This window comes from Pseudomonas izuensis, assembly GCF_009861505.1.
Lineage (GTDB): Bacteria > Pseudomonadota > Gammaproteobacteria > Pseudomonadales > Pseudomonadaceae > Aquipseudomonas > Aquipseudomonas izuensis.
Genome location: NZ_WTFT01000050.1, coordinates 55,582 through 79,007, shown reverse-complemented (window position 1 = coordinate 79,007; position 23,426 = coordinate 55,582). Strand labels below are relative to the sequence as shown.

The following is a 23,426-nucleotide window of genomic DNA, read 5'->3' as shown; positions in this document are numbered from 1 at the left end:
TGTGTACTCGTCCTGAAAATAAAGTGCTTAGAAGTTCACGCCGAAGCTGAGCGCAACGAAGTCGCGATCATCCACGGTGGTGTACTTGCCGTCGAAGAAGTTGGTGTATGCCAGGCTTGCGGTGTAGGTGTTCTGGTACTCGGCGTCGACACCCAGGCTGACCGCCTTGCGGCCTTCCTCGAAGTTGCCGCCAGGACCCGGGGAGTAGCCGCTCACGTCGTGGGACCAGGCCACGTTCGGCTTGAGGTTCACACCGGCGAATACGTCGTTGTATTCCCAGATGGCACGACCGCGATAACCCCAGGAGGTCGCCGTGGTGAAGCCTTCGTCGGTGCAATTGCGGCTGAGGTTGTTGGTCGGTGAACCCGGACCGGCGCCGTTGATGGTGCTGTTGTTGAGTGCCACGCAAGTGTTTTGGCCGCCGGTGGCAGGCAACTCGCCTGGACCGAAGACCGGGTCACGGCCATAACGGACATCCGAAGAGTTTTCCAGGCCGCCGACGTGGGTTACGCCCACTTCGCCCACCAGGGTCAGACGGCTGGCGCCCATGACCTGATCGAAGAAGTGCGTCAGGGTGGTCTGGAACTGGGTGACTTCCTTGCGGCGATAGCCGTGCAAGTCCTGGCCCGGCACGCCGGAAAGCAGCGAAGCGTTGGTCAGCGCGCCGCCCAGAGGACGGACACCGGCGAACAGGATGTCGGTGGAGTTGAGCTGCACCGGTGCATTCGGACGGTAGCTGACTTCACCGCTCCACGCCGTACCGGTAGGCAGGGTGGTGGAGAAGCTCAAGCCGTACAGGCGGATGTCTTCCGGATACTCGACGAAGTAGCTCGAATTACCCGCGACGATCAGCGGCGCCAGAGCGCGCAATTGTGCTGGCAAGGCCGCCACTCGGGCGAAAGTCGCTTGTGACGCGCCCGTGGCGCTGAAGATCGGCGCACGGCTGTGGTAGTTCATGAAATAGGCACCGAATTCGGTGTCCAGTGGGTCGAACATGTATTTGAAGGACGCCCCCCACTGACCGCTGTCCCGCGCATCGCGGTCAGGGCCACGGCGCACCAGCACACCTTCGTTGTTGGCATCGACACCCAACGCGGTCAGCGTCGGCAACGCAGCGGCAGGAATCGTCGAACGGCTGTTCAGCACGCGCAGGTTGTTGTTGCAGCCGTCGGCGATGATGTCCGGCTGGGAGAAGAAGGTGCCGCAGTTGTCGACGACGGTCTGGTCCCATTCCAGCTGGTAGAAGGCGTCGGCCGACAGATTGTCGGTGAGGCTCTGGGAGATGTAGAACATGTTGACCGGGATCAGGCCTTCCTTGATCTCGGCACCTGGACGACGGAACGCGGAGACATCGATCGGGTTGATCGAGTTGATGCCGCCGCCGATAAAGGTACTCTCACCCCAGCTCACTACCTGCTTGCCCAAGCGCACGGAACCCGGCAAGTCGGCGATGGAGTAGTTGTGATAGACGAACGCATCGAGGAGTTCGGAACCGGCGGACTTCGCGCCTTCCTTGCGGCCGTCGTCGCTGATGTCCTTGAACGGACGGCTTTCGTCTTTCAGTTCAAAGTCGTACCAGTATTTGCCACGGACGAAAACGCCGGTGTCGCCGTACTTCAATTCAAGGTCGTGAATGCCCTTGAAGATCTTCGAGAAGGTTTCGCCGCTCTTGAAGTTCAGGTGACCGTCATCGGAAGTCTGGGACAGCCCGCGGCCGCCGTTGTTGACGCCGATGAGGTTCTTGTTCGGCTGCTCGGTAGACCAACTGGCACCAATCGACAGGGATGAGTCGAACTGACCTTCGATTTCGCCAACGTTGAAACTGACGCCGAATGCAGGTCCGGCGAGCGTAGAGGCAAGGCTGACGGCCAGGGGTAACTTAGCCCGGCGCCAGAACTGGTTTACTGATGTCATCGACGCTACTCCATGTGCATTTTATTGTTATGGCAGTGAGCACTTCTAAAAACGCTGTGGATAACCGGGAGCCAAGGCATCCCAAAGTCATTCCAAAGTTGCATCGCCCCAGTTTGTGCGTTTGCTCCGTTCTTAAAAATCCTTGAGCGGACTATAGCCAGCAGGTAGTAGTGCTTGATCCCTCTAAAGTGTGATTTGCACCTGCCAGCCACTCTGGAACAGTCCTTTCGCCAGTCCGACACCCGTCGGCCCGGCAAGAATGGCTGAAAATCAGAATTTAACAAGCCAAGCGCTTGCTTGGTGGGGCTGGCGTGCCCTTTCAGGCACGCCAAAGGAGGGCTTAAAGCGTCGAAAGGAAGGTGCTGTTGGTGGCTTGCCATTCGGAGATGTCGACGCGAATTTTCTTCTTGTCGAGTTTACCGACACTGGTCTTGGGAATTTCAGTAACAAGGGCGATCTGGCTCGGGATGGCCCACTTGCTCAGGTGCCCCAGCTCCACGAACGGCTTGAGGTGTTCCTTGAGTTCCCTGGCCCCAATCTCATGGCCTTCGCGCAGCACCAGCAAGGCAAACGGGCGCTCGCCCCACTGTGGATCGGCAATCCCTACCACTGCTACTTCGCGTACCGCCACATGGCGACTGATCAGGTCTTCGAGGTCGAGGGAGGAGATCCACTCGCCACCGGTCTTGATCACATCCTTGATCCGGTCACGAATGTCGATCACGCCCATGCTGTCCAGGGTCGCGACATCACCGGTGTGCAACCAGCCCCCGGCCCAGAGTTCGGCGCCTTTTTGCGGCTCGTTGAAGTAACCCTCGGTGAGCCACGGCGCACGCAGCACCAGTTCACCCTGAGTCTCACCGTCGGCGGGGAGGAAGTTGCCGTCGGTGTCGACGATTGCCGCCTCCACCAATGGCCCCGGCACGCCGGCCTTGATCCGGTAGGTGGTCCGCTCATCTTCGGTACCGGCCATCAGCTCGTCGTTGAGGTGCGCGCACGATACCAGCGGCCCGGTTTCCGACATGCCGTAAGCGGCGGTCAACTGAATGCCTTTGGCCTTGGCGGCTTCGTACAGCGCACGATTAAGCGCACTGCCACCGATGACGATTTTCCAGCCACCAAAGTCGATGTTTTGCGCTGCCTTGGAATTGAGGACCATTTGCAGGATGGTCGGCACGCAGTGAGAGAAGGAGACCTTTTCCTTGCGCCACAACTCCACCAGGAATTCCGGGTCGTAACGACCGGGATAAACCTGCTTGAGCCCGAGCATGGTCGCTACATACGGCAACCCCCAGGCATGAACGTGAAACATCGGGGTGATCGGCATGTACACGTCGTTGGTGCCCAGCAGGCGCACGCTGTCGATCGCGCCCATGATGGTCGACACGCCCATGGTGTGCAGGACCAATTGCCGATGGGTGAAATACACCCCCTTGGGATTACCGGTGGTGCCGGTGGTGTAGAACGTGGTCGCGACCGAGTTCTCGTCAAAGTCCTGGAAGTCGTACTGCGGGCTCGCGGCTGCCAGCAACTGCTCGTACTCGCCGACGAGATTCGGCAGGTCGGCGGTTTTTTCCGGCAGGTCGGTCAGCAGCAGGGTTTTCTCGACGGTGGTCAGGTGCCCGGCAATCGCGTTGTACAGCCCCACGAATTCGCTGTTGACCAGCACATAGCGGTCCTCGGCATGATTCATGGTGTAGAGGATCTGCTCCGGCGACAGGCGCACGTTGATGGTGTGGATCACGGCGCCGATCATCGGAATGGCGAACATGCATTCCAGATAACGATGGCTGTCCCAATCCATGACCGCCACGGTGTCGCCGGGTTTGACCCCGGCCGCCGTCAACACGTTGGCCAGCCGCGCGACCCGTTCGATCAGGGTCGGATAGCTGTAGCGCAACTGGTCGCGGTAGACGATTTCGCGGGTTTTCTCATAACGCGTACCGGACATCAAAAGCCGTTTGATCAGCAGCGGATACTGGTAAGCGCCTTCGGCTGGGGGGATAACGCGTGTCTGCAACATAAGAATCCCTTTTCTGACTGCACGGTCGTGGCTGAAAGTAAGCACTGTAGTGCCCCTGCTCGCCAGCCAAATCAGCCAAAGGAATGATTTGCAGAGCCACACAATAGAGCCACACAATAGTGGCGTTGAGCCATCAATTCGTGTCCTTTACCTCAAGTCCGGATTCCCGCCGCAAACATTGCAATTTCGTTGACGCAAAGCTTGTTCTCAGGCAAATGACAGGCGAGCATGCACATACGTACAATTATTGATACAGAATGCCGATCGATGCGTGAGCCAAGCGCTGTCAAACCTGCTACACGGATTTCCAGGCGGAAGCTTTACATCAAACCTACGTTGTCAAAACGGTATGTATAACAATGAGCACTGAAGCGACCGCTCCCCAGGCTTGCGCCTCGACACAAGCCCCTCTGGTTTCTATCGTGGCGCCTTGCTACAACGCGGAAAAGTACCTGGAAGAGGCCATCAAGAGCATCTTTGCCCAGGATTACCCGAATTTCGAAGTCATCATCGTTGACGACGGGTCCAGCGACAACAGCGTCGAAATGCTCAAGCGATTGCAGCAATCCTATGAATTTCAGCTGTATTCACAGCCGAACCAGGGAGTGAGTGCCGCGCTCAACCACGGCTTGCGGTACGCAAAAGGCGTCTATGTGTCGACGCCTGACCTGGACGACATCATGCTTCCAGAGTCGGTGCGCATTCGTGCCGACTATCTGGACAGGAACCCGAACGTCGGCTGCGTGGGGGCTCTGATCACCTACATGGATAGCGATGGCAACACAATTAAGCAGCAGAAACGCGACAGCACACGCGTCTACGACTTCGATCAAATCCTCAGCAGTGCCATCGTGATAGGTGCCCCGGTCGCACTTTACCGAATGAGCGCGATGCGACGTGCCGGCTTCTACGCCCCGCACTTGCGCGTTCAGGACTTCCAGATGACCTTGCGCGTTGCCCACCTGGGGTATGAGATCCATGAAATACCCGTTTACACAACCCGCTATCGCCGTCATCCCAACAACTTGTCGAGAAAGTATCGGGTGCTGCTGCAGGCTGATCTTGAAGCCATCGCACCGTACATAGACCATCCCGCCTACCAGCGCGCCCGCTCTCACCTGGTGAACAAGGCTCTCAAATACGCCGTGGTCGAAGACAAGAAAGAAGCCTGGCAATTGTTGCGCTCGATCCCCTGGCGACACTTGAACCGAACCAGCTTCAGACGCCTGAAACGCCTGGTGCTGCATCGCTAGACGACAACGTTTATACCCATCGCTCCCCAGGCCCCATGCATGAATTTCATCGAAAAACTCAAACATCGAAAAACCAGAAAGCATCTCAAACGCCTGGAGAAACTGGAAAGGGCACCGGAAAAAATCCGTTTACGCTATCCCGGGTACGAAGTCGGGGTGGGCACCTATGGCATCCCGGAGGTCCTGGAGTTCGGCGACGACACCATTTTAAAAGTGGGTTCCTACACCTCGATTGCCGAAGGCGTGAAGATTTTACTGGGCGGTGGCCACCGAACCGACTGGGTCAGCACCTACCCGTTTCCACTGATGATTGATGAAGCCCGGGACATTCCCGGCTGCAGTCCGACCAAGGGCGATGTAGTGATCGGCAGCGATTGCTGGATTTGTGCCAACGTCATGATTTTGTCCGGCGTGACCATTGGCCACGGCGCGGTAGTCGCGGCCGGCGCCATTGTGACTCGCGATGTCGAACCCTATGCGATTGTGGGCGGCAATCCATGCCGCCACATTCGCTGGCGTTTTGCCGAGGACGTGCGTCAGGACCTGCTGGCGTCGGCTTGGTGGGACTGGCCACTGGAAGAAGTCAAAGCATTGTCGAGGCTGTTGAGCAGTGACGATATGGACGGCTTTCTGGACTATGCCCGTCAACGCCAGGCCTCCAGCGTCGACGCCACATAAATCAGCGTTTTGGCCGCTGCTTGTCCTGCGCGGCCACCTCCGGGACGCCTTAGTGCATCTCGGTAAACGCGAGCTTCACGCCGATCGCGATCAGTACTGCGCCCATGGTCCGGTCGAACCAGTGCCCCATTCGGGCGAACCCGGCGCGAACGCGCTGCTGGCTGAACAGCATGGCCACCAGGCAGAACCAGGTTGCCGTGGCTGCCGCGAGGTAAATCCCGTAGCCGGCCTGCACCGCTAGCGGTGTATGCGGATTGATTACCACCGTGAACAATGACAGGAAGAACAGTGTGGCCTTCGGGTTCAGGCCATTGGTCACGAACCCCGAGGTGAATGCACCGCGTGCCGTGCGCTCTCCCGCCTCCTTGTGCAGATCGTCCGCCACCGCCTTGGCCGGTTGCGCCCGCAGCGCCTTGAAACCGATGTACAGCAAGTAAGCGGCGGCGGCCCATTTCAAGGCGTTGAACAACACGATCGACTGGGACACGATCAGGCCGATGCCCAGCAGCGAATAGCCAACATGCAGGAAAATCGCCGTGCCGACGCCCAACGCCGTCCAGGTGCCGGCGCGACGACCGTGGGTCACGCTCTCACGCACCACCACGGCAAAGTCCGGGCCAGGGCTGGCGACGGCCAGCAGGTGAATCAGGGCAACGGTCAAGAACTCTGTCCAGTACATGAGGGCTCCTTTAGGCCAAGCGTAACGATTCATTTCATCTGGTAGGCTCGGCAGATTACGCCTTCAGTTCATTGCACAAAAGGTACAGTTGATGACGAACATTCGCCGCGCCGTTTTCCTCGACCACCCGTCCCTGGATCTGGGTGATCTCGACCTCGGCCCGCTACGCGGGTGCTTCAGCGAATTGCAGCTGTTCGCACAGACCTTGCCTGATCAAGTGATCGAACACCTCAAGGGCGCCACGGTTGCCATCACCAACAAGATCCAGATCGACGCCGCCGCCATCGCTGCCAGCCCAGAGCTGAAGCTGATCCTGATCACCGCCACCGGCACCAACAATGTCGACCTCGTGGCCGCTCGTGCCCACGGCGTTACCGTGTGCAACTGCCAGGGTTACGGCACACCGTCCGTGGCGCAACACACGATCATGCTGCTGCTCAACCTGGCGACGCGCCTGGCTGATTATCAGAAAGCCGTTGGCGAAGGGCGCTGGCAGCAGGCAAAGCAGTTTTGCCTGTTGGATTACCCGATTGTCGAGCTGGAAGGAAAAACCCTGGGGTTGCTCGGCCACGGCGAACTGGGCGGCGCGGTCGCGCGGCTGGCCGAAGCGTTTGGCATGCGCGTACTGTTGGGCCAGATCCCGGGCCGCCCTACCCGGCCCGACCGTCTGCCGCTGGACGAACTGCTGCCGCAAATCGACGCATTGACCTTGCACTGCCCGCTGAACGAACACACCCGACATTTCATCGGCGCCCGTGAACTGGCCTCGATGAAACCCGGCGCGTTTGTGGTCAACACCGCCCGTGGCGGCCTGATCGATGAACAAGCGCTGGCCGATGCCTTGCGCAACGGGCATCTGGGCGGTGCCGCCACTGACGTGCTGAGTGTGGAACCACCGGTGAACGGCAACCCGTTGCTGGCCCACGACATCCCTCGGCTGATCGTCACCCCGCACAACGCCTGGGGCAGTCGCGAAGCGCGGCAGCGAATCGTTGGCCAGGTCACCGAAAACGCCTTGGGATACTTCAGCGGTAAGGCGCTGCGGGTCGTCAGTTGATAAACTGCGGCACTTTTTTCACAGGAGCAGTTATGGATCCGCGCAGTGAAGTACTGCTTCGTCAGGCTGAATTATTCCAGGGTCCAGTGTTGTTGGCCGGTTTGCCCGCCGATGACCTGCTCGGCCGCCTGCCCGACGCTCGCGGTTGGTGCTGGCATGCCGGCGATCAAGCCGCGCTGGATGCACGCTTTGCCGGCCGCAGCGATTTTGGCGTGAATGCACCTGAGTTCGCGTTCGAATCCGCCGTGGTGTTTCTGCCCAAATCCAGGGATCTGACCGATTACATCCTCAACGCCGTGGCGTCACGCCTGGAAGGCCGTGAGGTGTACCTGGTCGGTGAGAAGAAAAGCGGCATCGAAGGCGCCGCCAAGCAACTGAATCCCTTCGGCAAGCCGCGAAAGCTCGACAGCGCGCGGCATTGCCAGCTCTGGCAAGTCACCGTGGCGAACGCGCCACAAGCCAAATCGCTGGAAAGCCTGGCCCAGGAATACGAGCTGCCGCTTGCCGAAGGCCCGCTCAAAGTGATCAGCCTGCCGGGCGTGTTCAGCCATGGCCGACTGGATCGCGGTAGCGCGCTGTTGCTGGAGCATCTGGACAAACTGCCAAGCGGTCATTTGCTGGACTTCGGTTGCGGTGCCGGGGTGTTGGGGGCTGCGGTCAAACGTCGCTACCCGCACAACCAGGTCACCTTGCTGGACGTTGATGCGTTTGCCGCCGCCAGCAGCCGTTTGACCCTGGCTGCCAACGGTCTGGAAGCCGAGGTCATTACCGGTGACGGTATCGACGCCGCCCCCATGGGTTTGAATGCGATTTTGAGCAATCCACCGTTCCATGTCGGGGTGCATACCGACTATTACGCGACCGAGAACTTGCTGAGAAAAGCAGCCAAACATCTGAAAAACGGCGGCGAACTTCGCCTGGTGGCCAACAGCTTCCTGAAGTATCAACCGCTCATCGAGGAGCACTTGGGCGCGTGCACCATCAAGGCAGAAGGACAGGGTTTTCGGATCTACAGGGCTAAACGCGGCTGAAAATTTGTTCTTGCTCAAACGGGTTTGCGTAGGCAGAATCCGCTCCGTCCTAGGGGAGTAGTCTCCCACGAGCGCCATGCTCGTCCGGCATGCGTCAACATACTTGGTCCTCAGACCATGGCGCATGCGACCCAAGCATCCACATCAGATGGATCGCAGGGTTTGACAAGACCTATGACACGAACACCTTACCCGGGGCGGGAAGGCTGTACGTGTCATAGCCGTGTCGACCCGCCCCTTAGGAAAACCCCTGATGCTGGATTCATTACTCGTTCCCACCGCAATCGTTGCCTTGGCCGAAATCGGCGACAAGACGCAGCTGCTCGCGCTCATTCTCGCTGCCCGTTTCCGCAAGCCGTGGCCGATCATCGCCGGCATCGTTGCCGCGACCCTGGCCAACCACGCGGCAGCTGGTGCAGTCGGCGCCTGGGTCGGCAGTTTCTTCTCGGACACGATGCTGCACTGGATCCTCGCCGCGAGCTTCGCCGCGACAGCACTGTGGACCCTGGTGCCGGACAAGATGGATGACGACGAAGCCAGCACCGCTCGCAAGTTCGGGCCGTTCGTGACCACGCTGATCGCGTTTTTCCTGGCGGAAATCGGCGACAAGACCCAGATCGCAACCGTGATGCTTGCTGCACAGTATCCGGAGTTGTGGCTGGTGATCATTGGCACTACCGCCGGGATGCTGATTGCCAACGTACCGGTGGTTCTGGCGGGCAACTTTGCGGCGGATAAATTGCCACTCACGCTGATCCGTCGACTGGCGGCGTCGGCGTTCTTCATTCTGGCGATTGTCGCGGTGTACAAGGCGATGCAGAGCAGTGGGTGGGTTTGATGCGGTAATTCGGTAAGACCGCGTTATCGTTCATCGCGAGCAGGCTCGCTCCCACATTTGACCGCGTTCCAATGTGGGAGCGAGCCTGCTCGCGATGGCGTCAGCAGCTACGCCACATGACTACTTCTTGGCCTGCTCGTACAGCGGCATCACCTTCGGAATTGCCGCCTGCAACGAAGCAATGCGGCTCGACGAGTTCGGGTGAGTACTCATGAACTCCGGTGGTGCACCTTCCGAGGCCTTGCTCATCTTGTTCCACAGGGTGATCGCGGCATTCGGGTTGTAACCGGCGCGGGCCGCCAGTTCAAGACCGATCAGGTCCGCTTCGTTTTCGTTTTCACGACTGTTGGGCAACGTCATGCCGTAGTTGGCCACGGTATCGGCCAGGGCCATGGTGTCCTGACCCAACCCAAACAAGGCACCGGCGCCCTGCTTGGCCATCTCCATGCCGTAAGCCTTGGACATCGCCTCGCGACCGTGCTCGCGCAGGGCGTGGGCAATCTCATGGCCCATGACAGCGGCGATTTCATCGTCGGTCAGTTGCAGCTTGTCAATCAGCCCGGTGTAAAAAATGATCTTGCCACCCGGCCCGCAGTTGGCGTTGAGCTCATCGCTCTTGATCAGATTGACTTCCCACTTCCACTGGGCCGCGTCCGGACGGAAGTTCGGTGCCTGGGCAATCAGCCGGTCGGCAATCGCCTGAACCCGTTTGGCTTCACTGCTGGACTTGTCCAGCACGCCTTTGCTGGACGCTTCGCCCACTGTCTTCTGATAGGACTGGGCATACATCTGGTCGACCTCTTGCGAGGACAACATACTGAACATGTACTGTTTGCGCTCAACACCTACAGCGCCACCGCTGGTGGTATTGACCGATTGGCAGCCGGCGAGCAGCAAACTTGCACTCAGCCCACATAAAACCAATATCTTGTTCATCAAAAAACTCCCTCAAAACATGTGCGTATCCTAGGCGTGGAAATGCATCGGTGCCAGATACAACGAGCGTAAGACGTACAATTCGGATAAAGCTCTCATCGCCGTAGAAAAAAATTCACAAACCACGGCGAGCCTCGATCGATAACGGCCTGCGCTGATTCAATTACGACATCAATCCCTTAAAAACAATCATTTCTTCGGCACCCGCTCATGCCCATCGGGGGCCTTGCCGATACACCTCCGCAGACGTCCTTTTGCGTGCGGAGTGCCCATGAAATTCAAATCAATCCAGTTTTCCGTGGCGGCCCTGGCCGGCGCCATCGTGCTCAGTGTGGTGGCAGCCCTGGTGGTCTACGCACTGTTTTCCGGCGCACGGACGCAAGACATGGTTCAGGAGCGGACCCAGACGCAATTCGAGCAGGTCATCGAACAGCGCCTGACGTCCCTGGCGCAAACCCAGGTCAGCCAGATTCAACGCGAACTCGAAGCACCGCTGCTGATTGCCGGGGGCCTGGTACGGGTCAACGCGCTGATCGGCACTCCGGGGACCGATGGCCAGCCTGCGCTGAGCCTCAGCCGCGAGCAATTGATCGGCCTGATCAAGGAAAACGTGGCCAGGAACCCGAAAATTCTCGGCACTTACATCGGCTGGGAAAAAGACGCACTGGATCACAACGATGCGGCCTACATCGGCACGAAAGTAGTGGGCATCGACGCCAGTAACGGGCGCTTCCTGCCCTGGTGGTTCCGCAACGAAGACGGCAGCCTCGGACTGGACAAACTGGTGGACGTGGATGACCAGAAAACCTTGTCCACGGGTGTGCGCGCCAGCGAGTACTACCTTTGCTCGAAAGAGACCAAAAAATCCTGCGTGATCGATCCGGCGCCCTACAAGGTCGGCGACAAAATCGTCATGCTCGCCTCCTTTATTGAACCGATCATGCTCAACGGCACCTTCCAGGGCATTGTCGGCGCCGACCTGTCGGTGAACTTCATCCAGGAAATGCTCCTGGGCGCCAACCAGAAACTCTACAGCGGCGCCGGGGAAATGGCCCTGATCGGCGGTAATGGCCGGATCGTTGCGTACACCAAAGACCCAAGCAAATTCGGTGAAAAGGTCAGCGATATCCTCGACAGCAAGCAGATTGCCAATATGGCCAATCTCAAGCGCGGCGAAGTCACCTACACCGTCGACAAGGCCCAGGGCCGGATCGAGCTGTACTTGCCTTTCGGCATCGGCCAGACGGACGCTCGCTGGACCTTGATGCTTCAACTGCCGCTGAACGCGGTGATGGCCGACCTGCAAAAGCTTCAGGCCGACCTGAACAGCCAGCGCAAATCGGACACGTTTGGCATGGCTATGGTGGGTCTGTTAATCGCCGGTATCGGCTTGCTGGTGATCTGGCTGGTAGGCCACGGCATTGCCCGCCCGCTGAAGCAGATGGTCGCCATGCTCGACGACATCGCTCAAGGTGAAGGCGACCTGACCCGTCGCCTGAGCAGCGACCGCTCCGACGAACTGGGCTCGATCGCCAAGGGTTTCAACACCTTCCTGGCCAAGTTGCAGGTGATGATCACCCAGGTGGTGACCTCGGTGCAGAGCGTCAGCGATTCATCGGAGCACACCGCCGACATCGCCATTCGCACCAACACCGGCGTGCACAAGCAAATGGCTGAAATCGATCAAGTGGCCACGGCCGTGCAGGAAATGACCGCCACCGCCCAGGACGTGGCCCGCAACGCGACCCAGGCTGCGCAAGCCGCCAGCCATGCCGACCAGGCGGCCAGCCAGGGCAAACAGATTGTCCATGACACCTCGAACGCCATCGGTGCCCTGGCCGTGGAAATCGGTCGCGCCGTCGGCGTGGTGCAAACCCTGGCCAAGGACAGCGAAAACATCAATGCGATCCTCACCGCCATTCGCGGGATTGCCGAACAGACCAACCTGCTGGCATTGAACGCGGCCATCGAAGCGGCGCGGGCCGGTGAACAGGGTCGCGGTTTTGCAGTGGTGGCCGACGAGGTGCGCAACCTGGCACAGAAGACCCAGAAGGCCACGGAAGAAATCCAGACCATGATTCAACAGCTGCAACAAGGCACGCGGGATGTGGTGCGGGTCATGGAAGACAGCCAGAACCGCACCGACGAAAGCGTGCAGCATGCAGCCAAGGCGGCCGAGGCCCTGGAAACCATCACCCAGGCGGTGTCGGTGATCAACGACATGAACACCCAGATCGCCAGCGCCGCCGAGGAGCAAAGTGCGGTGGCGGACGATATCAACCGCAACGTGATCAATATCGGGCAAGTGGCCAATGAAGTGGCGGGCGGCGCGGATGAATCGAGTGCGGCCAGTGCGGATTTGACCAAGTTGGCCGAACAGCAGCGGCGGTTGATCAATCAGTTCAAGGTTTAGGATCGCCGGAAGGTCCTTCGGACCTTATCGCGGGCAAGCCTTGCTCCCACAGGATAGCGTCTGGCACCCCATCGGGAGTTGCCTCAACACTGTGGGAGCAAAGCTTGCTCGCGATGGCGTCATCCCAGACAACCTATCAACCCGGAGTCAGGCACTCCGGCCCATTGAGCTTCGGATCATTGACCATATTGGCCAATACCCGCTCGCGCAACGCAGCGGGCTCACTGGCGAGCAGGGCTTGCAAGGCATGCAACGGCGTATCCGGATTGAGCCATACCTCCTGCCCCGCCGCATCGAGAATCAACGGTCGACGCTGACTGGCCGCCGGCTGGGTGATGACCGCCGTGCTCAGCCACACCTGCTCCTGCACCGGATACGCTTCCCAGATCGCCGCGAAAAACAGCGAAGAGCCCTCCCCCGGCGTCAGCCAGTACGGGCGCTTGCGCGTGGTGCCGCGCCATTCGTAGAAACCGTTGGCCGGCAACAAACAGCGCCGTTCGCGAAGGGCCTGGCGAAACATCGGCTGTTCGGCCACGGTTTCGGCCCGGGCATGGGCGGGCGTGCGCGAAAGATCGGTCAGCCACGGCGGCGTCAGGCCCCAGCGCGCACGCGCCAACTCGCGCTGACCGTCCGCACCGGCACGCAGCATCAACACCGAATCATTGGGGGAAATATTCCACTGGGCCTGCTGATCGGCGGGAAAGCCAGGCAGGGCCGCGAAGGCGGGATTCCAGCGAAACAGGGCATAACGTCCACACATGGGGCAGCACAACTCTTGATCAAACGAACGGCCAGCCTAACAGACCAGCGTACCGGGAAAGCTTTCCGGTTCATCGCCCGAAAGCGGCAGCGCGGCATTGTACGCACTGATCAGCTCGCGGGCGTATTCGGCCTGGTCGTTATCCACAGACAGACCCAGCAGGCCGAAAATCGGCAGCTCTCCCGTCCCGCCCAGCAGATCGCGCCCCACCAGATGCGCCTCGATGCCCTCGCTGGCGAGCATGCTTTGCAGTAACTCGCCTTCCATGAGGTTTTCCGGTTCGTAGATTCGCTGCATGGATGCCCTCAATCGTTCTCACTGAACACTTCGAGATGCCATTCTTGTTCATGAACCTGCAAAACAAAGGTTATCGGCTTGCAGCACACCTGGCAGTCTTCAATATAGGTCTGATCCCCACCGGACAGATCCACAGTGGTCTCGACTTCCTCTCCACAATACGGACATTCATACACTGCGGCTTCCAGCATCGCGGTCTCCCAGGTGACTTGTGCGTATAATCGCCGGTCTATTTGCAGGGCTATTTTGTCTGGCTACTTTTTCAGACCGTACCCTGCCGGTTTTCGATCCGAACCTTTACTTACCCTAGCCGTTTCTAACAAGAGAGCATGATGGGCGAATTCGATGCCATCCGACCTTACGACGACAGCGAAGTCCCAGCGGTGCTGGCAAGACTGCTCGGCGACAAGGCGTTTCTAGATATCCTCACCCACTTCCGCTTCCCGCGCTTTGCCGGCGCTTTAGGCTGGGCGCTCAAACCTCTTATAGCTCATCGTCTGCGTCGTGAGTTCGCCGGCATCACGTCGGTGGCCACCTTGCAGGACAAAGTCGAGTATTACGTCGACCACACCATCGAGCGGGCCACGGATGGGGTGACCTACACCGGTGTCGAGCAATTCAAGTCCGGCAGCGCCTATCTGTTCATCGCCAATCACCGCGACATCGTGATGGACCCGGCCTTCGTCAACTACGCCGTGTACCACGCCGGCCTGCCGACCCCGCGCATCGCCATCGGCGACAACCTGCTGCAAAAGCCCTTCGTCAGCGACCTGATGCGCCTGAACAAGAGCTTTATCGTGCACCGTTCGATTACCGGACGCCGCGAAAAAATGGCCGCTTATCAGTTGCTTTCGGCCTACATCAACCATTCGATCCGCAACGATTGCGCCTCGATCTGGATCGCCCAGGCCGAAGGCCGGGCCAAGGACGGCGATGACCGTACCGAGTCGGCGATTCTCAAGATGTTCCACATGAGCCGCAAGGACGAGCCGTTCGGCGACGTCATCCGTTCGCTGAACCTGACACCGGTGTCGATCAGCTACGAATACGACCCGTGCGACCAGGCCAAGGCCCGCGAACTCTACATCCGCGCCACCACCGGCAGCTACACCAAGGCACCCGGCGAAGACGACGTGAGCATCGCCAAGGGCATCACCGGCTATAAAGGTCGGGTGCACGTGAACTTTGCCGCGCCGATTACTGAACTGTTCGAAGATACCAAGCAATTGGCGGTCGAGATGGACAGGCAGATTCTTGGCGGCTACCGCCTGTTCCCGGTGCATTACCTGGCTTACGCGCAGTGGAAAGACGCCGACCCACTATTGCAGGTGCCAAGCGCCGCCGAGCTGTTCGCGGCCGACGAACTGGCCAAGGCCCAGGAGCAGTGGCAGCAACGCCTGGACGCCTGCCCTGAAGAACATCGCCCGTTCCTGGTGCTGCAATATGCGACGCCGGTGCGCAATCAGTATCGGGTCAAGGCGGGTCTGCCGCTTTAATTTGAAATGCACGAGTGACTCTGTAGGAGCCGGCTTGCTGGCGATAGCGGTATGTCAGGCGCAATCAATGTTGCTTGATGCGCCGTCATCGCCAGCAAGCCGGCTCCTACAGGTCTACCGTCAGACGCGCGTGCTGATCCAGGATACGAGCAGTGCCAAGCCGAGGCAGGCAAAGCCGAAGCGGTAGAAAAACCGGTTCATGCGCAAGGTCGCCCAATCCAGTGTGGGCTCTACGCTGGGGCTGCTCTGGCGCTGCGCCTGGAGGCTGGCCATCGCGCGTTGTTCGCGACGCCGGGTCGCGTGCAGCAACCAGCCGCCCGGGAAGGCAAAGAACAAGGCCAGCAGGTTGATCAATTTGGCGGGATGGGCGGTTAACAGCGTCATCAAATGCAGCGACATCACTAGCCTCAGACAAAACAGGTGTGGCAGACGCCGAACCGACGACCGCGGCGCGGATTCTACCGAAAGCTTCCCTGCATGCCCTCCCTTTCCGACAAAAAACGCAGCAATTGACCAATGACTGTCCTGCGTCACGGCGTCGTCATCTGAATGCGCCAGTCTGTCGCCCCTCGAAACCGACAGGGACTACGTCATGCTCCACGCCGAAAACCAGGATCGCCTCTATCTGATCAATCACAGCGACGAACAACAAATCCTCGTCGACAGTCTCGCCTTCAACGTTCAGGACCGTCATTGGCTGGTGTATTGCGCGCTAGGCGGTCATCAACACGCGGATTTGCCGGAAGCGGATTTGCTGACGGGCGTGAGTGTGCTGGATTTTTACTGCGAAGCCGCCTGATACATACGACCCCTTGTAGGAGCGAGCCTGCTCGCGATGGACTTGAAAACACCACGGGGTATCAGATACCCCGCGTAATCGTTAACGACCATCGCGAGCAGGCTCGCTCCTACAGTTGAATAGACATGAAAAAGCCCGGAGCCATTGCTGGCACCGGGCTTTTTTGCATCTCGCGAAGGGTTATTCGCCGAGAATCTGACCCACGGTCGGGTCTTTGAACAGACGGGTCAGCGCATCGCTCAATACGTCGCTGACCAGCTTGGTGTTGGTTTCCTGGTTCGGCGCCATGCCGAAGCGCTGGTCCAGGGACGAGCCGTAACGACCGCTGTAGCGACGGTTGGCATTCTGTACATCGGAGCGGAATGTCGCGCCGATGGTCGCTTCGGTCACATACATGCCTTCTTTAGGCGACTGATACTTCAGCTCGGCCAGGGTCACCGTCAATTGTGGAGCGTTCATCGCATTGGCTGTCGGGGTGAAGCCCAACAGACGCACGGCTGCTTCAGCCTGGGCCTGCAGCTTCGGCAGGATCTGCGCGCCCTGTACGGTAATCGCGCTGGTCTCCGGATACAGGCCACCACGGGTACCCAGGGTTGGCGATGGACGACCGTCTACAACGCGCACCACCACCGGCTGACCGTGACCTACCGGTGCCAGTTGCGCCGTCAGCTTGGGTTCCGGGTTCAGTTGTTGCGGGCTGTGGGCGCAGCCAACCAGCGTCAAACTGGTCACAGTGATCAAACCGAACAACAGGCGTTGCAACATGCTCTTCTCTCCAGAATCAGGCACAAACAGGCCGGCAGTATAGCGGTGCGCCACTGCGGGTAACCAGCACCGCACAGTGTTTGATGAAATCTCTGACAAACCCTTGGCAATGCGGTTCCTGTCACACAGATGTCACCGCTCATACACGTGTACGTCATGGCCTGCAGGCAATCTTTTCGGCAGTCACTCACACGGTACGTCACCATGCGTCATCTGATCTCTCTGTTCGCACCACGCCCGCTGCACCGCTGCTTCGCCCTGCTCGACCGCAACGGCCACTGCCAGGCCTTCAGGCAATGCAGCCTGCAGCCCATGGGCGATGGCTGGGTCGAGATCGAAGAGATCTGCCTGAATTGGCTGAATCAGCCGCTGCCGGCCGGTGCCCGCGTTGTTTCGCAGCAGCATCAGCCACGCTCGCGCGCACAACAGCTGATGACGACCTGACCAAACACCTAATAAAAGTCATTAAACACGACCATTTCCCTGCGTTTCTTAGATACAATCTCCCCCCGATTATAAGGACGTCTCCTGATCGGGCCTCGCAGCATCGTCAATGCGCTTGTATTGACACCCCGCACCGCCCACAGAGAGCCGCCCACACAGATCGAGTGAAGCTGGCGCGCTTGCTGTTTTGTTGAGCAAAACCTCCACTTTTCGCGAATCTGCAGAGCTGTCATTACGCTCGGTCACTGAGCTGTTTGCCCGTTTTGCCTGCCCTGTATCCCATGGCGGCAATCCATCCGGGCACGGTGCCAGGCTGGGACAGCCCTTTTTGAGGTTCACGTCTTCAAAAGAGCGTGAAAAAAACGGGTTTTCACAACTTCACAAGAGTGTGGCGAGCAAATGAATAGTTTTGCGTCTGAACATGCACCATTAGCGTCTACAACAGCCCGACGACACAGGACCGAGTATTCCTCGAACACCGGAGCCTGAAGCCTGTCCGCTACGGATTTGGTTGCACAAACGGATGTATCGACCATAAGTCGAATTGCCTCCCGCGCGCTGAAATGAGTTCATATGGCTCATAGGCCCGGCAGGTAGCGTCCGTCGAAGTTGCGATAAATTGCGAAGATTCGGACATGGCGATCCTGCCATGGGTACCTGGGCATTACAGACACGCCCCGGAACGCCTGGCAGCCATGCCGTCAATTTGGTGCTGCAGATTTTGGAGACGCGTTAAATGGCGCATAACGAAGCAGTCGACGTAGTACTGGTAGGGGCCGGCATCATGAGCGCCACCCTCGCCGTACTGCTCAAAGAGCTCGACCCCGCGATCAAGCTGGAAGTCGTCGAGCTGATGGATTCCGGTGCCGCGGAGAGTTCCAACCCATGGAACAACGCCGGTACCGGTCACGCCGGCCTGTGTGAGCTGAATTACACGCCGCAGGCTGCCAATGGCACCGTCGACATCAAGAAAGCCGTGCACATCAACACCCAGTTCGAGGTGTCGAAGCAGTTCTGGTCGTACCTGACCAAGAAAGGCACGTTCGGCTCGTGCAAATCGTTTATCAGTCCGGTGCCACACCTGAGTTTCGTGCAGGGCGACAGCGGCGTGTCCTTCCTCAAGGAACGCTTCAACGTGCTGCATAAGCACCACGCCTTCGCCGACATGGAATACACCGAAGACAAGGCCAAGATGGCCGAGTGGATGCCTCTGATGATGCCGGGGCGCGATCCTGGCGAAACCCTCGCGGCCACCCGCGTGATCAATGGTACCGACGTCAATTTCGGCGCCCTGACCAACCAGTTGCTCAAGCACCTGACCAGCGCACCCGATGCCCAGGTCAAGTACTGCAAGCGCGTGACCGGCCTGAAGCGCAGCAACGGCGGCTGGACCGTCAGCATCAAGGACGTCAACAGCGGCAACACCCGCGAAGTAGATGCCAAATTCGTCTTCCTCGGCGCTGGCGGCGCGGCTTTGCCGCTGCTGCAGGCTTCGGGCATCGAGGAGAGCAAAGGCTTCGGCGGCTTCCCGATCAGTGGTCAGTGGCTGCGTTGCGACAACCCGGAAGTGGTCAAGCATCACCAGGCCAAGGTGTACAGCCAGGCTGCCGTCGGTTCGCCACCGATGTCCGTACCGCACCTGGACACCCGCGTCGTCGACGGCAAGAAATCCCTGCTGTTCGGACCCTATGCGGGCTTCACCACCAAGTTCCTCAAGCACGGCTCCTTCATGGACCTGCCGATGTCGGTTCGCGCCGGCAACATCGGCCCGATGCTGGCCGTGGCGAAAAACAACATGGACCTGACCAAATACCTGGTCAGCGAAGTGATGCAATCGATGGAGCAACGCCTGGAATCCCTGCGTCGCTTCTACCCGCAAGCGAAAGCCGAAGACTGGCGCCTGGAAGTGGCCGGCCAACGGGTGCAGATCATCAAGAAAGACCCGAAAAAAGGCGGCGTCCTGCAGTTCGGTACCGAATTGGTCGCGGCCAAGGACGGCTCCCTTGCCGCCCTGCTGGGTGCGTCGCCAGGTGCGTCGGTGACCGTTTCGATCATGCTGGAACTGATCGAAAAATGCTTCCCGGGCAAGGCCAAAGGCGAATGGGCCGCCAAACTGGCGGAAATCTTCCCGGCTCGGGAGAAAGTCCTGGAAACCGACGCTGCGCTGTATCGCAAGATCAATGCGCAGAACAACGTCGCACTGGAACTGGTTGAAGCCAGTAGCGAAACCGAAAGCTACGCTTGATCCAGCGCCAATAAAAACGCCCCGCCCTCATTGAGGGCGGGGCGTTTCTTTTGCCTTTCTGTAGGAGCAAAGCTTGCTCGCGATGGCGATTTCAAGGACGCCATCGCGAGCAAGCTTTGCTCCCACAGAAACGGGATTAACCGCGAGCCTTCTGGATCAGCTCGATGTAATCCGGCGCATTGCGTTGATCCTGGATCAGGGCAACGAAGTCATTGCCGTGCTCATCCTTGCCACTCAGGTCGTAACCGGCCTCGACGAAGAACGTCAGGAAACGCTCGAAATCGTCGATACGCAGGCCACGATAGGCCTTGATCAGCTTGTGCAACGAAGGCGAAGTGGCGTCGACCGGTTCGAAATCGAGGAACAACTTGATCTGCTCGTCGCCAATTTCGTCACCAATCACTTGTTTCTTATCTTTACGCATTGCCGACTCCAGCTCGCAGACATTTCACGGGGCAGGCAGTTTACCCCTGCGCAGGCCCGGCACTCAACGCGGACGAACGCTGCCGGTGTGCAGATCGGCCCAGACATGGCCGTTGGCGAAGCTGAGGAACTGGCAATACACCGTGTCATTGCGCAACAAGTCGATCACCACCCGGTACTGAACCAACGGGTAATAAAGCGTCAGGGTTTTGCTCTGGTCGTCGTAGACCGGTTTTTTCAGGCTTTTGCTTTCGCCATCGAAATTGACCAGCACCTGATTGATCGTCGCACCCTTGTTCAGGGCTTTGCCCTTGAGGCGGATCAACAGCGGCGAAGTGACCGGGATCGGCTGCTGGTTGGACTGTCGCTGACTGCCGACCACCACCGAATACTCGGTGACTTGCAGCAATTGCTGTTGCTCGGGTTCCGCGTCACGCAGGGTCAGGTCATCCGGCGGCAGGAACTGGGCGTGCATTGGCGCCGGGGCGGCGGCCAAGGGCAGGCTGAGGGTCAGTAACAGGGCGGCGCAGCTGCGAATCAACAGGCTCATGACAGGCTCCGGAAACGGGGCCGAGCACTCTAGCATGGGAGCTGTGGGAGCATAGCTTGCTCGCGATGGCGGACTGTCTGACTCACTGATCGTGAATGTGCTGACGCAATCGCGAGCAAGCTTTGCTCCCACAGGGGATAGGTCGTTGGGATTACATGCCTTTAACGGCAAAGATCCCGTTGGCGTTGCGCCAGTAGCCTTTGTAGTCCATGCCGTAACCGAAGATGTAACGATCGATGCACGGCAAACCGACGAAGTCGGCCTTCAGGTCCGGGCGAGCCTTGCGGTCATGGTCTTTGTCGATCAACACGGCGGTGTGCACCTTGCGCGCGCCGGCGTGCTTGCAGAAATCGATGATCGCGCCCAGGGTGTGACCCTCATCGAGGATGTCGTCGATGATCAGCACGTCACGGTCGATGAACGACACTTCCGGCTTGGCTTTCCAGAACAGCTCGCCGCCACTGGTTTCGTTGCGATAGCGGGTGGCGTGCAGGTAGGACGCTTCCAGCGGGAAGTGCAGATGGGTCAGCAGTTTGCCGGAGAAAATCAACCCGCCGTTCATCACACAGAACACCACCGGGTTGCTGTCCGCCAGTTGATCGTTGATTTGTGCACCGACGCGGGCGATGGCCGCCTCGACTTCAGCTTCGGTGTACAGGCAGTCAGCCTCTCGCATGATTTGACGGATATGCTCGAGATCAGCGGACATGGCGCTCTCCAGGGGGGTGTCGGTTTCGGAAAAGCGGGCAAAGGTACGCATCCCGCACGGCCAGATCAAGCGTTTGTGGACTAACGTACTCTATGTCTATAGGACAACACCCTCGGATAGATTAATCTAGGCCGGTTTTTTTGCCCGCCGCCGGAGCCTTTCCCCATGCCCATCCTCGAGATCCGCCATCCGCTGATCCGCCACAAACTCGGCCTTATGCGCCGCGCAGACATCAGCACCAAGAATTTCCGTGAGCTCGCTCAGGAAGTCGGCGCCCTGCTGACCTATGAAGCCACCAAAGACCTGCCGTTGGAAACCTACGATATCGAAGGTTGGTGCGGCACCGTGTCGGTGGAAAAAATCGCCGGCAAGAAGATCACTGTCGTGCCGATCCTGCGTGCCGGTATCGGCATGCTCGAAGGCGTACTCAGCCTGATCCCGGGTGCCAAGGTCAGCGCCGTGGGCGTGGCCCGCAACGAGGAGACCCTCGAAGCCCACACTTACCTTGAAAAACTGGTGCCGGAAATCGACGAACGCCTGGCGATGATCATCGACCCGATGCTCGCCACCGGCGGTTCGATGGTCGCCACCATCGACCTGTTGAAGAAAGCCGGCTGCAAGGACATCCGCGCCATGGTGCTGGTCGCCGCGCCTGAAGGTATTGCCGTGGTCGAGAAAGCTCACCCGGACGTGACCATCTACACCGCTTCCATCGATCAAAAACTCAACGAACACGGTTACATCATCCCGGGCCTGGGCGATGCCGGTGACAAGATCTTCGGCACCAAGCAGAAGGACGCGTGACCATGCAGGATGAGTTCAACGATCCGCTCTGGCGCACGGTGCTGTCTGGCGCACAGATGCTGTTCGTGGCCTTCGGCGCCCTGGTGTTGATGCCGCTGATTACCGGCCTCGACCCGAACGTGGCGCTGTTCACCGCAGGTCTGGGGACGATTCTGTTCCAGATCGTCACCGGCCGTCAGGTGCCGGTGTTCCTGGCGTCGAGTTTCGCCTTCATCACCCCGATCATTCTCGCCAAGGGTCAGTTCGGCCTGGCCGCGACCATGGGCGGCGTGATGGCGGCCGGCTTCGTCTACACCTTCCTCGGCCTTGCGGTGAAGATCAAAGGCACCGGTTTCATCGACCGTCTGCTGCCGCCGGTGGTGATCGGCCCGGTGATTATTTCCATCGGCCTGGCCATGGCGCCGATTGCCGCCAACATGGCGATGGGCAAGGCTGGCGACGGCTCCGAGCTGATTCACTACCAGACGGCGATGATGATCTCGATGCCGGCATTGCTGACCACTTTGATCGTCGCCGTGTTCGGTAAAGGCATTTTCCGCCTGGTACCGATCATTTCCGGCGTGCTGGTGGGTTTTGGCATGTCGTTCTACTTCGGTGTGGTCGACACGGCGAAGATTGCCGCCGCCCCCTGGTTCGCCATCCCGAACTTCACTGCGCCGGAATTCAACTGGCAGGCGATTCTGTTCATCGTTCCGGTGGCGCTGGCGCCAGCCATCGAGCACATCGGCGGCGTGATTGCCGTGGGTAGCGTGACCGGTCGCGATTACCTGAAGAAACCCGGCCTGCACCGCACCTTGCTGGGCGATGGTATTGCCACGACCGCAGCCGGCCTGTTCGGTGGCCCGCCCAACACCACCTACGCCGAAGTGACCGGCGCGGTGATGCTGACCAAAAACTACAACCCGAAAATCATGACCTGGGCGGCGATTTTCGCCATCAGCCTGGCGTTTATCGGCAAGTTCGGCGCGCTGCTGCAAAGCATTCCGGTGCCGGTGATGGGCGGGATTCTCTGCCTGTTGTTCGGTTCGATCGCGGCAGTCGGCATGAACACGCTGATTCGCCACAAGATCGATCTGGGTGAAGCGCGCAATCTGGTGATCGTATCGGTGACCCTGGTGTTCGGGATTGGCGGTGTACTCGTCGGTACCGGCACCGGCCCCGATGACTTCGGCCTCAAAGGTATCGCGCTGTGCGCAGTGGTAGCGATTGCGCTGAACCTGATCCTGCCGGGCAATGACAGCTGGAAGCACAAGAAGGCGGAAGAGCCGCTGATCTAAGCCGGTCTCCAAGACGCCATCGCGGGCAAGTCGAA

General features: G+C 59.3%; 24 protein-coding genes, 1 pseudogene and 1 riboswitch. Of the genes and pseudogenes, 13 read left to right on the top strand and 12 right to left on the bottom strand.

Annotated features, from left to right (window positions below; translation table 11 throughout):
- Positions 1–27 precede the first annotated feature (27 nt).
- Complete coding sequence (locus GPL81_RS29500; protein ID WP_160109599.1) at positions 28–1,914, bottom strand: DUF1302 domain-containing protein; 1,887 nt, start codon at positions 1,912–1,914, stop codon at positions 28–30.
- A gap of 340 nt (positions 1,915–2,254) precedes the next feature.
- A complete protein-coding gene (locus GPL81_RS29495) occupies positions 2,255–3,937 on the bottom strand; it encodes a fatty acid--CoA ligase (protein WP_160109598.1) in 1,683 nt (560 codons plus the stop codon).
- A gap of 359 nt (positions 3,938–4,296) precedes the next feature.
- Between GPL81_RS29495 and GPL81_RS29490 the strand changes: the two genes are divergently transcribed.
- Together GPL81_RS29490 and GPL81_RS29485 are read left to right on the top strand one after the other, a co-directional pair.
- Entirely contained in the window at positions 4,297–5,190 is an 894-nt protein-coding gene (locus GPL81_RS29490; RefSeq protein WP_160109597.1) for a glycosyltransferase family 2 protein, read from the top strand.
- A gap of 39 nt (positions 5,191–5,229) precedes the next feature.
- Entirely contained in the window at positions 5,230–5,868 is a 639-nt protein-coding gene (locus tag GPL81_RS29485; RefSeq protein ID WP_160109596.1) for a CatB-related O-acetyltransferase, read from the top strand.
- A gap of 49 nt (positions 5,869–5,917) precedes the next feature.
- On the opposite strand, the gene GPL81_RS29480 is transcribed toward GPL81_RS29485, so the two are convergent.
- Positions 5,918–6,547, bottom strand: a complete 630-nt coding sequence (locus GPL81_RS29480; protein WP_160109595.1) for a LysE family translocator — start codon at positions 6,545–6,547, stop codon at positions 5,918–5,920.
- 91 nt (positions 6,548–6,638) lie between these two features.
- Here GPL81_RS29480 and GPL81_RS29475 point away from each other — a divergent pair, with 91 nt between their 5' ends.
- The 3 genes from GPL81_RS29475 to GPL81_RS29465 all read left to right on the top strand — a co-directional run bounded on the left by GPL81_RS29475 (position 6,639) and on the right by GPL81_RS29465 (position 9,473).
- Positions 6,639–7,604: a 2-hydroxyacid dehydrogenase gene (locus tag GPL81_RS29475; RefSeq protein ID WP_160109594.1), complete on the top strand. Its 966-nt coding sequence runs from the start codon at positions 6,639–6,641 to the stop codon at positions 7,602–7,604.
- A 32-nt stretch (positions 7,605–7,636) separates the two neighbouring features.
- A complete protein-coding gene (locus tag GPL81_RS29470; protein WP_160109593.1) occupies positions 7,637–8,635 on the top strand; it encodes a methyltransferase in 999 nt (332 codons plus the stop codon).
- A gap of 39 nt (positions 8,636–8,674) precedes the next feature.
- A riboswitch (yybP-ykoY riboswitch) is annotated at positions 8,675–8,799 on the top strand.
- A gap of 89 nt (positions 8,800–8,888) precedes the next feature.
- A complete protein-coding gene (locus GPL81_RS29465) occupies positions 8,889–9,473 on the top strand; it encodes a TMEM165/GDT1 family protein (RefSeq protein WP_160109592.1) in 585 nt (194 codons plus the stop codon).
- 120 nt (positions 9,474–9,593) lie between these two features.
- On the opposite strand, the gene GPL81_RS29460 is transcribed toward GPL81_RS29465, so the two are convergent.
- The gene (locus GPL81_RS29460; protein ID WP_160109591.1) at positions 9,594–10,409 is read right to left on the bottom strand and encodes a M48 family metallopeptidase; all 816 of its coding nucleotides are present in this window, start codon (positions 10,407–10,409) and stop codon (positions 9,594–9,596) included.
- Positions 10,410–10,680: 271 nt separating this feature from the next.
- On the opposite strand from GPL81_RS29460, the pseudogene GPL81_RS32125 reads away from it, so the two are divergent.
- Together GPL81_RS32125 and GPL81_RS32120 are read left to right on the top strand one after the other, a co-directional pair.
- A pseudogene (locus GPL81_RS32125) lies at positions 10,681–11,964 on the top strand (methyl-accepting chemotaxis protein); the annotation flags it as partial.
- A 15-nt stretch (positions 11,965–11,979) separates the two neighbouring features.
- On the top strand, positions 11,980–12,822 hold the full coding sequence (locus GPL81_RS32120) for a methyl-accepting chemotaxis protein (RefSeq protein ID WP_372237753.1): 843 nt from the start codon (positions 11,980–11,982) through the stop codon (positions 12,820–12,822).
- 136 nt (positions 12,823–12,958) lie between these two features.
- On the opposite strand, the gene GPL81_RS29450 is transcribed toward GPL81_RS32120, so the two are convergent.
- Genes GPL81_RS29450 through GPL81_RS29440 form a run of 3 tightly spaced genes read right to left on the bottom strand, consistent with a single transcriptional unit; the run spans position 12,959 to position 14,070 of the window.
- Positions 12,959–13,582 carry an SOS response-associated peptidase gene (locus GPL81_RS29450; protein ID WP_160109589.1) on the bottom strand — a complete coding sequence of 208 codons (624 nt, stop codon included), beginning with the start codon at positions 13,580–13,582 and terminating at the stop codon, positions 12,959–12,961.
- A gap of 36 nt (positions 13,583–13,618) precedes the next feature.
- Positions 13,619–13,879: a putative signal transducing protein gene (locus GPL81_RS29445; protein WP_096509121.1), complete on the bottom strand. Its 261-nt coding sequence runs from the start codon at positions 13,877–13,879 to the stop codon at positions 13,619–13,621.
- A gap of 8 nt (positions 13,880–13,887) precedes the next feature.
- Complete coding sequence (locus GPL81_RS29440) at positions 13,888–14,070, bottom strand: CPXCG motif-containing cysteine-rich protein (RefSeq protein ID WP_096509120.1); 183 nt, start codon at positions 14,068–14,070, stop codon at positions 13,888–13,890.
- Between the two features lie 138 nt (positions 14,071–14,208).
- Between GPL81_RS29440 and GPL81_RS29435 the strand changes: the two genes are divergently transcribed.
- Entirely contained in the window at positions 14,209–15,375 is a 1,167-nt protein-coding gene (locus GPL81_RS29435; protein WP_160109588.1) for a 1-acyl-sn-glycerol-3-phosphate acyltransferase, read from the top strand.
- A 120-nt stretch (positions 15,376–15,495) separates the two neighbouring features.
- Here the strand turns inward: GPL81_RS29435 and GPL81_RS29430 are convergent, their stop codons facing one another.
- Positions 15,496–15,774, bottom strand: a complete 279-nt coding sequence (locus tag GPL81_RS29430) for a hypothetical protein (protein ID WP_096509118.1) — start codon at positions 15,772–15,774, stop codon at positions 15,496–15,498.
- Positions 15,775–15,967: 193 nt separating this feature from the next.
- Between GPL81_RS29430 and GPL81_RS29425 the strand changes: the two genes are divergently transcribed.
- Positions 15,968–16,174 carry a hypothetical protein gene (locus GPL81_RS29425; protein ID WP_160109587.1) on the top strand — a complete coding sequence of 69 codons (207 nt, stop codon included), beginning with the start codon at positions 15,968–15,970 and terminating at the stop codon, positions 16,172–16,174.
- Between the two features lie 180 nt (positions 16,175–16,354).
- Here the strand turns inward: GPL81_RS29425 and GPL81_RS29420 are convergent, their stop codons facing one another.
- The gene (locus tag GPL81_RS29420; RefSeq protein WP_160109586.1) at positions 16,355–16,939 is read right to left on the bottom strand and encodes a YajG family lipoprotein; all 585 of its coding nucleotides are present in this window, start codon (positions 16,937–16,939) and stop codon (positions 16,355–16,357) included.
- Between the two features lie 204 nt (positions 16,940–17,143).
- Between GPL81_RS29420 and GPL81_RS29415 the strand changes: the two genes are divergently transcribed.
- Both GPL81_RS29415 and mqo read left to right on the top strand, forming a co-directional pair.
- Complete coding sequence (locus tag GPL81_RS29415) at positions 17,144–17,383, top strand: hypothetical protein (protein ID WP_096509115.1); 240 nt, start codon at positions 17,144–17,146, stop codon at positions 17,381–17,383.
- Between the two features lie 736 nt (positions 17,384–18,119).
- The gene (mqo, locus tag GPL81_RS29410) at positions 18,120–19,628 is read left to right on the top strand and encodes a malate dehydrogenase (quinone) (RefSeq protein WP_160109585.1); all 1,509 of its coding nucleotides are present in this window, start codon (positions 18,120–18,122) and stop codon (positions 19,626–19,628) included.
- Positions 19,629–19,764: 136 nt separating this feature from the next.
- Here mqo and GPL81_RS29405 read toward each other — a convergent pair whose 3' ends face one another.
- The 3 genes from GPL81_RS29405 to GPL81_RS29395 all read right to left on the bottom strand — a co-directional run bounded on the left by GPL81_RS29405 (position 19,765) and on the right by GPL81_RS29395 (position 21,310).
- Positions 19,765–20,052 carry a PA4642 family protein gene (locus tag GPL81_RS29405; protein ID WP_160109584.1) on the bottom strand — a complete coding sequence of 96 codons (288 nt, stop codon included), beginning with the start codon at positions 20,050–20,052 and terminating at the stop codon, positions 19,765–19,767.
- Positions 20,053–20,115: 63 nt separating this feature from the next.
- Complete coding sequence (locus GPL81_RS29400) at positions 20,116–20,601, bottom strand: hypothetical protein (RefSeq protein WP_160109583.1); 486 nt, start codon at positions 20,599–20,601, stop codon at positions 20,116–20,118.
- 151 nt (positions 20,602–20,752) lie between these two features.
- Positions 20,753–21,310, bottom strand: coding sequence for a hypoxanthine-guanine phosphoribosyltransferase (locus GPL81_RS29395; RefSeq protein ID WP_095192937.1), 558 nt, complete (start codon positions 21,308–21,310; stop codon positions 20,753–20,755).
- A 165-nt stretch (positions 21,311–21,475) separates the two neighbouring features.
- On the opposite strand from GPL81_RS29395, the gene upp reads away from it, so the two are divergent.
- Both upp and GPL81_RS29385 read left to right on the top strand, forming a co-directional pair.
- Positions 21,476–22,114 carry a uracil phosphoribosyltransferase gene (gene upp, locus GPL81_RS29390; protein ID WP_096509110.1) on the top strand — a complete coding sequence of 213 codons (639 nt, stop codon included), beginning with the start codon at positions 21,476–21,478 and terminating at the stop codon, positions 22,112–22,114.
- Between the two features lie 2 nt (positions 22,115–22,116).
- Positions 22,117–23,391, top strand: coding sequence for a uracil-xanthine permease family protein (locus tag GPL81_RS29385; protein ID WP_160109582.1), 1,275 nt, complete (start codon positions 22,117–22,119; stop codon positions 23,389–23,391).
- The last annotated feature ends 35 nt before the right edge of the window (positions 23,392–23,426 follow it).

Bases quoted from the DNA above. Each gene is read 5' to 3' on its own strand.
- GPL81_RS29500 (WP_160109599.1), bottom strand. From the start codon at position 1,914: ATGACATCAGTAAACCAGTTCTGGCGCCGGGCTAAGTTACCCCTGGCC.
- GPL81_RS29495 (WP_160109598.1), bottom strand. From the start codon at position 3,937: ATGTTGCAGACACGCGTTATCCCCCCAGCCGAAGGCGCTTACCAGTAT.
- GPL81_RS29490 (WP_160109597.1), top strand. From the start codon at position 4,297: ATGAGCACTGAAGCGACCGCTCCCCAGGCTTGCGCCTCGACACAAGCC.
- GPL81_RS29485 (WP_160109596.1), top strand. From the start codon at position 5,230: ATGAATTTCATCGAAAAACTCAAACATCGAAAAACCAGAAAGCATCTC.
- GPL81_RS29480 (WP_160109595.1), bottom strand. From the start codon at position 6,547: ATGTACTGGACAGAGTTCTTGACCGTTGCCCTGATTCACCTGCTGGCC.
- GPL81_RS29475 (WP_160109594.1), top strand. From the start codon at position 6,639: ATGACGAACATTCGCCGCGCCGTTTTCCTCGACCACCCGTCCCTGGAT.
- GPL81_RS29470 (WP_160109593.1), top strand. From the start codon at position 7,637: ATGGATCCGCGCAGTGAAGTACTGCTTCGTCAGGCTGAATTATTCCAG.
- GPL81_RS29465 (WP_160109592.1), top strand. From the start codon at position 8,889: ATGCTGGATTCATTACTCGTTCCCACCGCAATCGTTGCCTTGGCCGAA.
- GPL81_RS29460 (WP_160109591.1), bottom strand. From the start codon at position 10,409: ATGAACAAGATATTGGTTTTATGTGGGCTGAGTGCAAGTTTGCTGCTC.
- GPL81_RS32120 (WP_372237753.1), top strand. From the start codon at position 11,980: ATGATCACCCAGGTGGTGACCTCGGTGCAGAGCGTCAGCGATTCATCG.
- GPL81_RS29450 (WP_160109589.1), bottom strand. From the start codon at position 13,582: ATGTGTGGACGTTATGCCCTGTTTCGCTGGAATCCCGCCTTCGCGGCC.
- GPL81_RS29445 (WP_096509121.1), bottom strand. From the start codon at position 13,879: ATGCAGCGAATCTACGAACCGGAAAACCTCATGGAAGGCGAGTTACTG.
- GPL81_RS29440 (WP_096509120.1), bottom strand. From the start codon at position 14,070: ATGCTGGAAGCCGCAGTGTATGAATGTCCGTATTGTGGAGAGGAAGTC.
- GPL81_RS29435 (WP_160109588.1), top strand. From the start codon at position 14,209: ATGATGGGCGAATTCGATGCCATCCGACCTTACGACGACAGCGAAGTC.
- GPL81_RS29430 (WP_096509118.1), bottom strand. From the start codon at position 15,774: ATGTCGCTGCATTTGATGACGCTGTTAACCGCCCATCCCGCCAAATTG.
- GPL81_RS29425 (WP_160109587.1), top strand. From the start codon at position 15,968: ATGCTCCACGCCGAAAACCAGGATCGCCTCTATCTGATCAATCACAGC.
- GPL81_RS29420 (WP_160109586.1), bottom strand. From the start codon at position 16,939: ATGTTGCAACGCCTGTTGTTCGGTTTGATCACTGTGACCAGTTTGACG.
- GPL81_RS29415 (WP_096509115.1), top strand. From the start codon at position 17,144: ATGCGTCATCTGATCTCTCTGTTCGCACCACGCCCGCTGCACCGCTGC.
- mqo (WP_160109585.1), top strand. From the start codon at position 18,120: ATGGCGCATAACGAAGCAGTCGACGTAGTACTGGTAGGGGCCGGCATC.
- GPL81_RS29405 (WP_160109584.1), bottom strand. From the start codon at position 20,052: ATGCGTAAAGATAAGAAACAAGTGATTGGTGACGAAATTGGCGACGAG.
- GPL81_RS29400 (WP_160109583.1), bottom strand. From the start codon at position 20,601: ATGAGCCTGTTGATTCGCAGCTGCGCCGCCCTGTTACTGACCCTCAGC.
- GPL81_RS29395 (WP_095192937.1), bottom strand. From the start codon at position 21,310: ATGTCCGCTGATCTCGAGCATATCCGTCAAATCATGCGAGAGGCTGAC.
- upp (WP_096509110.1), top strand. From the start codon at position 21,476: ATGCCCATCCTCGAGATCCGCCATCCGCTGATCCGCCACAAACTCGGC.
- GPL81_RS29385 (WP_160109582.1), top strand. From the start codon at position 22,117: ATGCAGGATGAGTTCAACGATCCGCTCTGGCGCACGGTGCTGTCTGGC.